This window comes from Pseudomonas ekonensis (assembly GCF_019145435.1).
Lineage (GTDB): Bacteria > Pseudomonadota > Gammaproteobacteria > Pseudomonadales > Pseudomonadaceae > Aquipseudomonas > Aquipseudomonas ekonensis.
The window spans coordinates 1,544,300-1,557,402 of sequence record NZ_JAHSTS010000002.1 but is presented as its reverse complement, the minus strand read 5'-3'; the positions used below and the strand labels follow the sequence as shown (position 1 = coordinate 1,557,402).

At 64.8% G+C, this 13,103-nt stretch carries 13 protein-coding genes; 6 read left to right on the top strand and 7 right to left on the bottom strand.

The features are described from left to right. Positions 1-148: 148 nt before the first annotated feature. Together cysD and cysN are read left to right on the top strand one after the other, a co-directional pair. On the top strand, positions 149-1,066 hold the full coding sequence (cysD, locus tag KVG96_RS20195; RefSeq protein ID WP_085578633.1) for a sulfate adenylyltransferase subunit CysD: 918 nt from the start codon (positions 149-151) through the stop codon (positions 1,064-1,066). A 13-nt stretch (positions 1,067-1,079) separates the two neighbouring features. Continuing rightward, complete coding sequence (gene cysN / locus KVG96_RS20190) at positions 1,080-2,978, top strand: sulfate adenylyltransferase subunit CysN (protein WP_217893637.1); 1,899 nt, start codon at positions 1,080-1,082, stop codon at positions 2,976-2,978. 235 nt (positions 2,979-3,213) lie between these two features. Here the strand turns inward: cysN and yihG are convergent, their stop codons facing one another. The 3 genes from yihG to KVG96_RS20175 are packed head-to-tail and all read right to left on the bottom strand — an operon-like array spanning position 3,214 to position 6,592. After that, the gene (gene yihG, locus KVG96_RS20185) at positions 3,214-4,119 is read right to left on the bottom strand and encodes a 1-acylglycerol-3-phosphate O-acyltransferase, YihG family (RefSeq protein ID WP_217893636.1); all 906 of its coding nucleotides are present in this window, start codon (positions 4,117-4,119) and stop codon (positions 3,214-3,216) included. A 4-nt stretch (positions 4,120-4,123) separates the two neighbouring features. Further along, positions 4,124-6,223, bottom strand: coding sequence for a phosphate acetyltransferase (gene pta / locus KVG96_RS20180; protein ID WP_217893635.1), 2,100 nt, complete (start codon positions 6,221-6,223; stop codon positions 4,124-4,126). Between the two features lie 60 nt (positions 6,224-6,283). After that, positions 6,284-6,592: a DUF3565 domain-containing protein gene (locus KVG96_RS20175; protein WP_085631680.1), complete on the bottom strand. Its 309-nt coding sequence runs from the start codon at positions 6,590-6,592 to the stop codon at positions 6,284-6,286. Between KVG96_RS20175 and KVG96_RS20170 the strand changes: the two genes are divergently transcribed. From KVG96_RS20170 to KVG96_RS20160, 3 genes are all read left to right on the top strand, one after another. Further along, on the top strand, positions 6,591-7,076 hold the full coding sequence (locus KVG96_RS20170; protein WP_217893634.1) for an FKBP-type peptidyl-prolyl cis-trans isomerase: 486 nt from the start codon (positions 6,591-6,593) through the stop codon (positions 7,074-7,076). The two genes, KVG96_RS20175 and KVG96_RS20170, sit on opposite strands and share 2 nt — an antisense overlap. A gap of 122 nt (positions 7,077-7,198) precedes the next feature. Then, positions 7,199-7,681, top strand: coding sequence for a glutathione peroxidase (locus KVG96_RS20165; protein WP_217893633.1), 483 nt, complete (start codon positions 7,199-7,201; stop codon positions 7,679-7,681). A 157-nt stretch (positions 7,682-7,838) separates the two neighbouring features. After that, positions 7,839-8,942 carry an NADH:flavin oxidoreductase gene (locus KVG96_RS20160; protein WP_217893632.1) on the top strand — a complete coding sequence of 368 codons (1,104 nt, stop codon included), beginning with the start codon at positions 7,839-7,841 and terminating at the stop codon, positions 8,940-8,942. Between the two features lie 124 nt (positions 8,943-9,066). Here KVG96_RS20160 and KVG96_RS20155 read toward each other — a convergent pair whose 3' ends face one another. Then, positions 9,067-10,266 (bottom strand): glycosyltransferase family 4 protein, encoded by a 1,200-nt coding sequence (locus KVG96_RS20155; protein WP_217893631.1) that lies wholly within the window; start codon positions 10,264-10,266, stop codon positions 9,067-9,069. Positions 10,267-10,316: 50 nt separating this feature from the next. Beyond that, positions 10,317-11,069 (bottom strand): sulfate transporter CysZ, encoded by a 753-nt coding sequence (gene cysZ, locus KVG96_RS20150; RefSeq protein WP_217893630.1) that lies wholly within the window; start codon positions 11,067-11,069, stop codon positions 10,317-10,319. A gap of 311 nt (positions 11,070-11,380) precedes the next feature. Between cysZ and trxB the strand changes: the two genes are divergently transcribed. After that, positions 11,381-12,343 carry a thioredoxin-disulfide reductase gene (gene trxB / locus KVG96_RS20145; RefSeq protein ID WP_217893629.1) on the top strand — a complete coding sequence of 321 codons (963 nt, stop codon included), beginning with the start codon at positions 11,381-11,383 and terminating at the stop codon, positions 12,341-12,343. 97 nt (positions 12,344-12,440) lie between these two features. Here the strand turns inward: trxB and KVG96_RS20140 are convergent, their stop codons facing one another. Then, entirely contained in the window at positions 12,441-12,779 is a 339-nt protein-coding gene (locus tag KVG96_RS20140; RefSeq protein WP_217893628.1) for a HopJ type III effector protein, read from the bottom strand. Then, positions 12,772-13,068 carry a DUF1244 domain-containing protein gene (locus KVG96_RS20135; protein WP_085578654.1) on the bottom strand — a complete coding sequence of 99 codons (297 nt, stop codon included), beginning with the start codon at positions 13,066-13,068 and terminating at the stop codon, positions 12,772-12,774. The genes KVG96_RS20140 and KVG96_RS20135 overlap by 8 nt, the downstream gene beginning before the upstream one ends. Between the last annotated feature and the right edge of the window lie 35 nt (positions 13,069-13,103).

Below are 13,103 nucleotides of genomic sequence, written 5' to 3'. Positions count from 1 at the left end.
GAAGGCGCCGGACAGGCCGAACCGACGGGCATATTCATATGCCCTTTCGATCTAGTTGGCGCCCTGATTAGAAGCAGGGCGCTGTGCTAGGATTCGGCCCTCGAACACGGCCCGCTGGCCGTTCATAAGAAAGCTTTCGTGAGTAGCCATGGTCGACAAACTGACGCATCTGAAACAGCTGGAGGCGGAAAGCATCCACATCATCCGCGAGGTGGCCGCCGAGTTCGACAATCCGGTGATGCTGTACTCCATCGGCAAAGATTCCGCCGTGATGCTGCACCTGGCACGCAAGGCGTTCTTCCCGGGCAAGCTGCCGTTTCCGGTGATGCACGTCGACACCCAATGGAAGTTCCAGGAGATGTACAGGTTCCGCGACCGCATGGTCGAGGAAATGGGCCTGGACCTGATCACCCACGTCAACCCCGAAGGCGTGGCGCAGGGCATCAACCCGTTCACCCACGGCAGCGCCAAGCACACCGATATCATGAAGACCCAGGGCCTCAAGCAGGCGCTGGACAAGCACGGCTTCGACGCGGCCTTCGGCGGCGCCCGCCGCGATGAAGAGAAATCCCGCGCCAAGGAGCGCGTGTACTCGTTCCGCGACAGCAAGCACCGCTGGGACCCGAAGAACCAGCGTCCGGAGTTGTGGAACGTCTACAACGGCAAGGTCAACAAGGGCGAGTCGATCCGCGTGTTCCCGCTGTCGAACTGGACCGAGCTGGACATCTGGCAGTACATCTACCTCGAAGGCATCCCGATCGTGCCGCTGTACTTCGCCGCCGAGCGCGAAGTGATCGAGAAGAACGGCACGCTGATCATGATCGACGACGACCGTATCCTCGAACACCTGAGCGACGAGGAGAAGGCTCGCATCGTCAAGAAGAAAGTGCGTTTCCGTACCCTTGGCTGCTACCCGTTGACGGGCGCGGTGGAGTCCGAGGCCGAAAGCCTGACGGACATCATTCAGGAAATGCTGCTGACGCGGACTTCCGAGCGTCAGGGCCGAGTCATCGACCACGATGGCGCAGGCTCGATGGAAGACAAGAAACGTCAGGGCTATTTCTAATTAGGGTCGAACCATGTCGCACCAATCCGATTTGATCAGCGAGGACATCCTCGCCTACCTGGGCCAGCACGAACGCAAAGAGCTGCTGCGCTTTCTGACCTGCGGCAACGTCGATGACGGCAAGAGCACCCTGATCGGGCGCCTGCTGCACGACTCCAAGATGATCTACGAAGATCACCTGGAAGCGATCACCCGCGACTCGAAGAAGGTCGGCACCACCGGTGACGACATCGACCTGGCGCTGCTGGTCGACGGCCTGCAGGCCGAGCGCGAGCAGGGCATCACCATCGATGTCGCCTACCGCTACTTCTCCACCGCCAAGCGCAAGTTCATCATCGCCGACACCCCAGGCCACGAGCAGTACACCCGCAACATGGCCACCGGCGCGTCCACCTGCGACCTGGCGATCATCCTGGTCGACGCCCGCTACGGCGTGCAGACCCAGACCCGCCGCCACAGCTTCATCGCGAACCTGTTGGGCATCAAGCACATCGTCGTCGCCGTCAACAAGATGGACCTGAAGGACTTCGACCAGGGCGTGTTCGAGTCGATCAAGGCCGACTACCTGCAGTTCGCCGAAGGCCTGAAGATGAAGCCGTCGAGCATGCACTTCGTGCCGATGTCCGCGCTCAAGGGCGACAACGTGGTGAACCGCTCCGAGCGTTCGCCGTGGTACACCGGCCAGTCGCTGATGGAAATCCTCGAGACCGTGGAAGTGGCGGGCGACCGCAACTTCACCGACCTGCGTTTCCCGGTGCAGTACGTCAACCGTCCGAACCTGAACTTCCGCGGTTTCGCCGGCACCCTGGCCAGCGGCATCGTGCACAAGGGCGACGAAGTCGTGGTGCTGCCGTCGGGCAAGAGCAGCCGCGTCAAATCCATCGTCACCTTCGAGGGCGAACTGGAGCATGCAGGTCCCGGCCAGGCCGTGACCCTGACCATGGAAGACGAGATCGACATCTCCCGCGGCGACCTGCTGGTGCATGCCGACAACGTGCCGCCGGTCACCGACAGCTTCGAGGCGATGCTGGTGTGGATGGCCGAAGAGCCGATGCTGCCGGGCAAGAAGTACGACATCAAGCGCGCCACCAGCTATGTGCCGGGCTCGATCGCCAGCATCGTCCACAAGGTGGACGTGAACACGCTGGAGGAAGGTTCGGCGAGCGCGTTGCAGCTCAATGAGATCGGCAAGGTGAAGATCGCCCTCGATGCGCCGATCGCCCTGGACGGTTACGACAGCAACCGCACCACCGGCGCGTTCATCGTCATCGACCGCTTGACCAACGGCACCGTCGGCGCCGGCATGATCGTCGCCCAGCCGGTGAGCCACGGCACCGCCACGCAGCACGGCAAGCTGGCCCATGTAGCGACCGAGGAGCGCGCCCAGCGCTTCGGCCAGCAGCCGGCCACCGTGCTGTTCAGCGGCCTGTCCGGCGCGGGCAAGAGCACCTTGGCCTATGCGGTCGAGCGCAAGCTGTTCGACATGGGCCGCGCGGTGTTCGTGCTGGACGGTCAGAACCTGCGCCATGACCTGAACAAGGGCTTGCCGCAGGACCGTGCCGGCCGCACCGAGAATTGGCGCCGTGCCGCCCATGTGGCGCGTCAGTTCAACGAAGCCGGCCTGCTGACCCTGGCCGCGTTCGTCGCGCCGAGCGCCGAAGGGCGCGAGCAGGCGAAGGACCTGATCGGCAAGGAGCGTCTGCTGACGGTCTATGTCCAGGCCTCGCCGACCGCCTGCGCCGAGCGTGATCCGCAGGGCCTGTACGCGGCGGGCGGCGACAATATCCCGGGCGAATCCTTCCCGTACGACGTGCCGCTGGATGCCGACCTGGTGGTCGATACCCAGTCCGTGTCGCTGGAGGAGGGCGTCAAGCTCGTACTGGATCTGCTGCGCAGCCGCGGCGCGATCTGAGCCTTGGCCTGAAACGAAAAGCCCGCCGGTGAGCGATCATCGGCGGGCTTTTCGTTTGGGCTGTCCTGATCTCAAGCCCTGCGGGGCTTGGACTGACGTCATCGCCAGCAGGCTGGCTCCCACATGGGTTGCGTTGGCTGCTGGCTCTGCATTCAACCGAATCCCCTGTGGGAGCCAGCCTGCTGGCGATGGCGCCGGTCACGGCGCCGCAGGAACGGGATCCATGCATCGCCGATCAGCGGCGCCCGGGAAACTCGCGGCTCAACTGTTCCAGCAACGCATCCTTGTCCAGCCACATCTGATTGATCCAGCCCTGGAACTGCAGGCGGTACTCGCCGTCCTGGTCGTAGTTGCGGCCGACGAATTGCGGCGGCACCTTCAGTTCCTCGACATGCATCACCACTTCCTTGACCCGGCCGCACAACAGGTCGCCGAAGCCGGGGCGTCCGCCCGGATAGTGGAGGGTCACGTTGACGATCGACTCCAGCTGTTCCCCCATCGCATCGAGCACGAAGGCGATGCCGCCGGCCTTGGGCTTGAGCAGGTGCCTGAACGGCGACTGCTGCTGGGCATGCTTGGCGGCGGTGAAGCGCGTGCCTTCCACGAAGTTGAAGATGCCCACCGGGTTGTCGCGGAACTTCGCGCAGGTCTTGCGGGTGGTCTCCAGGTCCTTGCCTTTCTTCTCCGGGTGCTTTTCCAGGTACGCCTTGGAATAGCGCTTCATGAACGGAAAACCCAGCGTCCACCAGGCCAGGCCGATCACCGGCACCCAGATCAGCTCCTGCTTGAGAAAGAACTTCAGCGGCTGGATACGCCGGTTGAACACGTACTGCAGCGCCAGGATGTCGACCCAGCTCTGGTGGTTGCTGGTGATCAGGTACGAGTGCCGGTAGTCCAGGCCCTGCAGGCCGCTGACGCGCCAGCGGGTGCGGCAGACCAGGTTCATCCAGCCTTTGTTGAGGCTGACCCAGGCTTCATGGGTGTGGCTCATCAGCCAGCGGGTCAGGCGTTGGGTGAAGGCGAACGGCAGCACCTTGAACAGCGCCACCACAAACAGGAACGAGCACAGCAGGATCGTGTTCAGCGCCAACAGCAGCGCGGCGATGACGCCGCGCAAGGGAGCGGGAAGAAAGGCCAGCATCGGGTCAGATATCCAGGGGTCGGTTGGCGGCTTGGATCGCGGTCAAGGCAATGGTGTAGACGATGTCATCGACCTGGGCGCCGCGCGGCAGGTCATTGACCGGCTTGCGCAGGCCTTGCAGCATCGGGCCCAGGCTGACGCAGTCGGCGCTGCGCTGCACGGCCTTGTGGGTGGTGTTGCCGGTGTTCAGGTCGGGGAACACGAACACCGAGGCGCGGCCGGCCACCTGGCTGTTCGGCGCCAGTTGCCGGGCCACGGTCTCGTTGGCGGCGGCGTCGTACTGCAACGGGCCGTCGATCAGCAGGGTGCGTTGCTGCTCGTGGGCGAGCAGGGTGGCTTCGCGCACCTTTTCGACTTCCTCGCCGCTGGCCGATTCGCCGCTGGAGTAGCTGATCATCGCCACCCGCGGCGTGATGCCGAAGGCCGCCGCCGAGTCGGCGCTCTGCAGGGCGATCTCGGCCAGCTCCGCGGCGCTCGGGTGCGGGTTCATCACGCAGTCGCCGTACACCAGCACCTCTTCGGGGAACAGCATGAAGAACACCGACGACACCAGGGTGCAGCCCGGCGCGGTCTTGATCAGTTGCAGGGCCGGGCGGATGGTGTTGGCGGTGGTGTTGATGACGCCCGACACCAGGCCGTCCACCTCATCCAGCGCCAGCATCATGGTGCCGATGACCACGGTGTCTTCCAGCTGCTGCTCGGCCATCGGCGCATTGAGGCTTTTGCTCTTGCGCAGGGCCACCATCGGTTCGACGTAGCGTTCGCGGATCAGGTCCGGGTCAAGGATTTCCAGGCCCGGCGGCAGTTCGATGCCTTGGGCGCGGGCCACGGCCTCGACGTCGGCGGGCTTGGCCAGCAGCACGCAACGGGCGATGCCGCGTTCCTGGCAGATCGCGGCGGCCTGCACGGTGAGCGGCTCGCTGCCTTCGGGCAGGACGATGCGCTTGTTGGCCACCTGGGCCCGCTGGATCAACTGGTAGCGGAACACCGCCGGCGACAGGCGCATCTCCCGCGGGGTGCCGCAGCGCTGGTGCAGCCAGTTGGCGTCGAGGTGGCTGGCGACGAAATCGGTGATGATCTCGGCGCGCTCGCGGTCGTCGACGGGGATTTCCTTGTTCAGGCCGTTGAGCAGGTTGGCGGTGTCGTAGGAGCCGGTGCTCACCGACAGCACCGGCAGGCCGGCCTGCAAGGCGCCGCGGCACAGCTCCATGATGCGCGGGTCGGGCAGGGTGTCGCTGGTCAGCAGCAGGCCGGCCAGGGGCACGCCGTTGATGGCCGCGAGGCTGACGGCCAGGATGATGTCGTCGCGGTCGCCGGGGGTCACCACCAGCACGCCGGGCTTGAGCAGGTCCACGGTGTTGCGCATGGTGCGCGCGCAGATGATGGTCTTGGTCATGCGCCGGGTTTCGTAGTCGCCGGCGTTGAGCACCTGGGCGCCCATCAGGTCAGCGACGTCGCGGGTGCGCGGGGCGTTGAGCTCGGGCTGGAACGGGATGCAGCCGAGCAGGCGGAAATCGCCGCTGCGCAGCAACGGCGAATGCTCCTTCAGGCGCGCGGCGAAGGCGTCCATGCTCTCGTCGGTCTTGACCTTGTTGAGGATCACCCCGAGGACTTTCGGGTCCTTCGGCCCGCCGAACAGCTGCGCCTGCAGCTCCACTCGGCCGGACAGTTCGGTCAGCACTTCGTTTTCCGGCGCCGAGACCAGGATCACCTCGGCGTCCAGGCTCTTGGCCAGGTGCAGGTTGACCCGTGCGGCGTAGCTGGCGCTGCGGGTCGGCACCATGCCTTCGACGACCAGTACGTCCTTGCCCACGGCGGCCTGCTGATAAAGGGTGATGATCTCTTCGAGCAGTTCGTCGAGCTGGCCGTCGCCGAGCATCCGCTCGACATGGGCCAGGCCCAGCGGCTGCGGCGGTTTCAGGCCGTGGGTGCGGGCCACCAGCTCCGTGGAGCGCTCAGGGCCGGTGTCACCGGGATGGGGCTGGGCGATCGGTTTGAAGAAGCCGACCTTCAGGCCGGCCCGTTCCAGCGTCCGCACCAGCCCGAGGCTGATGGAGGTCAGGCCCACGCCGAAATCGGTGGGCGCGATAAAAAAAGTCTGCATGCGGATTCTCTAAGGGTGCATGGCAATGGCGATCGGCGGCTTGGTGCGATCTGCCTGAATTCAGTCGCCAAGGTTATCGCTAACCGAGCCCTGCGCGCACCAACCGCACGCGAAGGGCCGGCCTATTTTTTCAAGGCGTTGCGCCGGATCCAGCACCCACGCCCGCGACTGCCAGGGCGGCTGGTGGCGCAGGTGCTGGGTATGCCCGCAGGACAGCTCGGCGACCCAGTGGCCGTCCTCGTCCTGGTGGAAGCCGGTGACCGTCGCCGGGGGCGTTTGTTCCCGTCTGTCCGGGTTGTGTTCGCTTTCGGGCAAATCCTTGTTTAGACTTGTCCGTTCTTCATTCTTATGCAAAAGGTCCCGCCTCATGCTGATCGCCGCCAACAAGGCTGTCTCCATCGACTATACCCTGACCAACGACGCTGGTGAGGTCATCGACAGCTCCGCCGGCGGCGCACCGCTGGTTTACCTGCATGGCGCAGGCAACATCATCCCGGGCCTGGAAAAAGCCCTGGAAGGCAAAGGCACCGGTGACGAACTGAGCGTTTCCGTCGAGCCGGAAGACGCCTACGGCGAGTACTCGGCCGAACTGGTCAGCACCCTGAGCCGCAGCATGTTCGAAGGCGTCGACGAGCTGGAAGTCGGCATGCAGTTCCACGCTTCGGCGCCGGACGGCCAGATGCAGATCGTCACCATCCGTGATCTGGACGGCGACGACGTCACCGTCGACGGCAACCACCCGCTGGCCGGCCAGCGCCTGAACTTCAAGGTCAAGGTCGTCGCCATCCGTGACGCCAGCCAGGAAGAGATCGCCCATGGCCACGTCCATGGCGAAGGTGGCCATCACCACTGATTTTCTGCGCTAAGCTCAGATGACTGGAGAGGCGCCCGAGGGCGCCTTTTTGGTCTGCGGCTGTTCCCGGCGCTTTCGCCGGGGGGCTGTTTCGAGTGGAACACGGGAATCTGGAGTCCGTCATGAGTGCTTTTCACGACCTTAAGTTGACAGCCCTGAATGGCCAGGAGCTACCGCTGGCGCCCTTCAAGGGCCAAGTCGTGCTGGTGGTCAACGTCGCCTCCAAATGCGGGTTGACGCCACAGTACGCGGCATTGGAAAACCTTTATCAGCAGTACAAAGGCAAGGGCTTCAGCGTGCTGGGCCTGCCGTGCAACCAGTTCGCCGGCCAGGAGCCTGGCTCCGAAAAGGAGATCCAGGAGTTCTGCAGCGTGAACTACGGGGTCAGTTTCCCGTTGTCGAGCAAGCTTGAGGTCAACGGCCACGAACGGCACCAGCTCTACCGCTTGCTGGCGGGCGAGGGCGCCGAGTTTCCCGGCGACATCACCTGGAACTTCGAGAAGTTCCTGCTCGGCAAGGACGGCCGGGTGCTGGCGCGGTTCTCGCCGCGTACGGCGCCGGATGATCCGGCGGTGATCGCCGCGATCGAAAAGGCGCTGTCCTGATACGCAAAAATCGCAGCCATCGGACTGCGATTTTTTTTGCCTGCCTTTTGAGTCCAAATCACTCAGATCAATAATGCTTTCACACGGGCAGCGTCACGCATATTATCGCCGTCATATGGCTTTGAGCCTGTCGCCAACGTTTTCGTGGAGCTTTCCGATGCCCGTCCAAGCCCTGTTCAAACCGTTCCAGTTAGGTGCCCTCGAACTGCCGACCCGCGTGGTCATGGCCCCCATGACCCGCTCGTTCTCGCCGGGCGGCGTGCCGAACAGCAAGGTCATCGAGTACTACCGTCGCCGTGCGGCGGCCGGGGTCGGCCTGATCATCACCGAAGGCACCACCGTGGGCCACCAGGCCTCCAACGGCTATCCGAACGTGCCGCACTTCTATGGCGAGGCGGCGTTGGCCGGCTGGAAGAAAGTCGTGGACGCGGTGCACGCCGAAGGCGGCAAGATCGTTCCGCAGCTGTGGCACGTGGGCAACGTGCGGCGCCTGGGCACCGAGCCGGACGCCAGTGTGCCGGGCTACGGCCCGTCGCAGAAGCTCAAGGACGGCCAGGTCGTGGTGCACGGCATGAGCAAGCAAGACATTCAGGAGGTGATCGCCGCCTTCGCCCAGGCCGCCAAGGATGCGCAAAGCATCGGCATGGACGGCGTGGAGATCCACGGCGCCCACGGCTACCTGATCGACCAGTTCTTCTGGGAAGGCAGCAACCAGCGCACCGATGAGTACGGCGGCGACCTGGCCAACCGTTCGCGGTTCGCCATCGAGCTGATCCGCGCCGTGCGTGCGGCGGTCGGCGAAGGCTTCCCGATCATCTTCCGTTTCTCCCAGTGGAAGCAGCAGGACTACACCGCGCGTCTGGTGCAGACCCCCGAGGCGCTGGGTGAATTCCTCAAGCCGCTGGCCGACGCCGGCGTGGACATCTTCCATTGCTCGACCCGCCGTTTCTGGGAGCCTGAGTTCGAAGGCTCCGACCTGAACCTGGCCGGCTGGACCCGCCAACTGACCGGCAAGCCGACCATCACCGTCGGCAGCGTCGGGCTGGACGGCGAGTTCCTGCAGTTCATGGTCAACACCGACAAGGTCGCCCAGCCCGCCAGCCTGGAAAAACTGCTGGAGCGCCTGAACAACGACGAGTTCGATCTGGTGGCGGTGGGACGTGCGTTGCTGGTGGATCCGGACTGGGCGCAGAAAGTCCGCGAAGGCCGCGAACAGGAGATTCTGCCGTTCAGCCGCGAGGCGTTGATGACGCTGGTGTAAGCGGCGCCTTCACTGGCGCCGGCAGGCGGGCTCCCGCAACGGGCTCGGTGGCCACCGGGCACCCGAGAGACCTGTGGGAGCGGGCTTGCGCCGGGCGGCGATCCGACGAAGAGGTCTGCCCGGATCAGGGCAATGTCTGCGCGTTCGGCACCGCATGCTCTGCGGCGCACGCCCCGCGCAGATGCCCTTCGAACTGCTCGACGATGGTCGCCCAGCCCTGACGGCTGGCATGCTGACGCGCATTCAGGCGCACGGAACGCAGGGTTTCCCGCTCTTCCAGCAACCAGGCCGCCGCCTCGCAGAACGCCTCCTCGTCGCCCGGCATCGCCAGCACGCCGTTGTAGCCATGGCGGATGTGCTGCGCCGCCGCAGCCTGATCGTAAGCCACCACGCCCAGGCCTGAGGCCAAGGCTTCGAGCACCACGTTGCCGAAGGTTTCGGTGAGGCTGGGGAACAGAAAGATGTCCCCCGACGCATAGTGCGCCGCCAGCGCTTCGCCGCGTTGCGAGCCGCAGAAGATGGCCTCGGGCAGTTGCTTTTCCAGTGCGTTGCGCAGCGGGCCGTCGCCGACCACGATCAGCTTCGCTCGGCGTTGCGGATAAGTGCTGCGCAGCCGTTCGAAGCTGCGTCCCAGCAGGCCGAGGTTTTTCTCGGCGGCCAGTCTTCCGACGTAAATCACCGCGATGTCCTGCTCGCCCAGGCCCCACTGCGCACGCAAGGCATCCAGGCGTTTGGCCGGGTGGAACAACTGGCTGTCCACCCCTCGCGACAGCAGCGCCAGCCGGTCGAAATGGCGGCGCTCCAGCTCCAGGCGCTGGCTGACGCTGGGCACCAGCGTCAGCGCCGAGCGGTTGTGGAACCATCGCAGGTAATGGGTCAGCAGCCGCGTCAGCAGGCTGAACCCGTACTGGTGGGTGTACTGCTGGAAATTGGTGTGGAAGCCGCTCACCACCGCGATCCCCAGGCGCCGTGCCGCACGCAGCGCCGACAGCCCGAGCGGGCCTTCGGTGGCGATGTACAGCACGTCCGGGCGTTGGCGTTTCCAGCGGCGCAGCAGCTTGTGCATCGACGACTGTCCCCATTGCAGCCCGGGATAACCCGGCAACGGCCAGCCCCGGCACAGCAGCACCCCGTCGTCAGCGCTGTGCTGGGGATCGTCGCCCTGGCGCGGGCGCACCAGTTCCACCCGGTGCCCGCGCGCGCGCAGGCCTTCGCACAGGCGACCCAGGGTATTGGCCACCCCGTTGATTTCGGGAGGGTAGGTTTCGCTGATCAGGGTGATGTGCAGAGCTGTCGTCATGGCCCCAGTGTCGGCTGGGGCCATGTCGCGGTTGTGACACCCGGATGATGGATTTGTGACCGGCCGGGCCCGGCTCAGGCAGGGGTGGCCAGACGCTCGGCACCGCGCTCGCGCACCCAGAACAGCGTCGCGCCGGCCACGGCCGCCGGCATCATCAGGATGTTCACCAAAGGAATCATCAGCGCCAGGTAGACGACCCCGCCGAAGCTCATGCTCTGCCAACGCTTCTGCCGCAGCCAGGCGAGCATTTCGTTCCAGCCCAGCTTGTGGTTGTCCGCCGGGTAGTCGATGTACTGGATCGCCATCATCCACACCCCGAACAGCAGCCACAGCGGCGCTGCGACGATGTTCACCACCGGGATGAACGAAAGGATGAACAGCCCCGCCGCCCGGGGCAGGAAGTAGCCGAGCTTGCGCATCTCCCGGGCCAGGGTGCGCGGCACCATGGCGATCAGTTCGCCCCAGCTGAAGGCCGGGAAGTCGTCGGTGCCGCGCACCACCACTTCGACCTTTTCCGCCAGGAAGCCGTTGAACGGCGCCGCGATGACGTTGGCCAGCATCGTGAAGGTGAAGAACACCATCAGGGCCACCAGCACCACGAACAGGGGCCACAGGATATAGCTGAGAAAGCCCAGCCAGTCGGGCAGCGACGGCATCAGGGAGTCGACCCACAGGCTGAACTGATGGCCGGCCAGGTAGATCAATCCGACGAACAGCACCAGGTTGATCGCCAGCGGCAACAGCACGAACAGGCGCAGGCCGGGGCTGAGGACCAGTTTCAGGCCTTCGCGCAGGTATTGCGGTCCGGACAGGACAGGGGCGGGCATATCGGGCTCCGAGCAAGGGAAAACGCGCCGACCTTACCGGCTTTGCCCGGTGGGCGAAAGCGCGGCGGCGGGATCGACATTCACTGTAACAAAGACGGCCGGCTCGTCAGTGCGTCGGCATAGAGGCCACCTATGAGCTGGATTGTTAAACCGTATTTCCTTAATCTTGCCCCCCTCGATACGCTGCACCCAACTTTTTGCAGGACTGTCGAGCCAATGCCTTCCCCAAGGTTATCCACAGTCCTTTTTTATTCCCGCCGGCAATCCGGCGTCCGCGCCAGAGGTTTTGGCCGGTCTACAGGAGCAGGTCCATGTCTGAAGTCCGTCATTCGCGAGTGATCATCCTCGGTTCCGGCCCTGCCGGTTACAGCGCTGCGGTGTACGCGGCCCGCGCCAACCTCAAGCCGCTGCTGATCACCGGCATGCAGGCCGGCGGTCAGCTGACCACCACCACCGAGGTGGACAACTGGCCGGGCGACGTCCACGGCCTGACCGGTCCCGTGCTGATGGAGCGCATGCGCGAACACGCCGAACGCTTCGAGACCGAGATCGTGTTCGACCACATCAACGCCGTGGACTTCGCCTCCAAGCCCTACAGCCTGACCGGCGACAGCGGCACCTACACCTGCGACGCGCTGATCATCGCCACCGGCGCCAGCGCCCGCTACCTGGGCCTGCCGTCGGAAGAGACCTTCATGGGCAAGGGCGTTTCCGCCTGCGCGACCTGCGACGGCTTCTTCTACCGCAACAAGCCGGTGGCCGTGGTCGGCGGCGGCAACACCGCCGTCGAAGAGGCGCTGTACCTGGCCAACATCGCCAGCAAGGTCACCCTGATCCACCGCCGCGAGACCTTCCGCGCCGAGAAGATCCTGATCGACAAGCTGCACGCCCGTGTCGCCGAAGGCAAGATCGAGCTGAAGCTGAACGCGACCCTGGACGAAGTGCTGGGCGACAACATGGGCGTGACCGGCGCCCGCCTGAAGAACAACGACGACAGCTTCGACGAAGTGAAGGTCGACGGCGTGTTCATCGCCATCGGCCACACCCCGAACACCTCGCTGTTCGAAGGCCAGCTGGAACTGAAGGACGGTTACCTGGTGGTGCAGGGCGGCCGTGACGGCAACGCCACCGCGACCAGCGTCGAAGGCGTCTTCGCCGCCGGCGACGTGGCCGACCACGTGTACCGCCAGGCCATCACCTCGGCCGGCGCCGGCTGCATGGCGGCCCTGGACACCGAGCGTTACCTGGACGGCTTGCAGAACGCTGCGCACTAAAACCGCAGAAACGAAAAAACCGGCTTTGGCCGGTTTTTTTTGTGCCCGCTACTTTGCGGCAAACACTGTTCTCTGTGGGACAGCGTTTTTTCGGGGCTCAGCGGCGAGTCAGGGGCTGGGCTTCGAACTTCACGCCGGCCAGGCCGTGCTTGATCAGCGCGCGGATGTTGGCGTGGTCGCTGCCTTCGGGGGTGGCCAGCACCGAACGGTAGTGCTCGCCGAACGCCAGCAGCGCCTCTTCGTCGCTCAAGCCTTCCAGCAGCGCCAGGCCGAGGGTCTTGCACGAGCCTTCGTTCTGCCCGGCTGCGTTTTCCACGCCGCCGTTGTTGAAGGCCTGCTGGCGGTAATCGTAGCCGGCGGCGATGAACGCCAGGGTGTCGGCGAAGATGTGTTCGCCGCTCTTGAGGCTGGCGCGCAGGGTGTTCAGGTCACTCATTGGGTTTTCCTTTGGCGAACGCCGCCTGTTGTTCGGCGCTGGCTTCTTGCTGATAGTGAGCTTTCCAGTCGGCGTACGGCATGCCGTAAACCACTTCGCGGGCGTCGTCGAGGCTCACCTCGATCTGGCGCTCGTCGGCGGCGGCCTTGTACCACTTGGACAGGCAGTTGCGGCAGAACCCGGCGAGGTTCATCAGGTCGATGTTCTGCACGTCCTTGCGGCTGTCCAGGTGGGCGACCAGCCGGCGGAAGGCGGCGGCTTCGAGTTCGAGGCGTTGTTGCTCGGTCATGGGCGTCTCTGCGAGACAGCTGAGAGCGGCAAGCT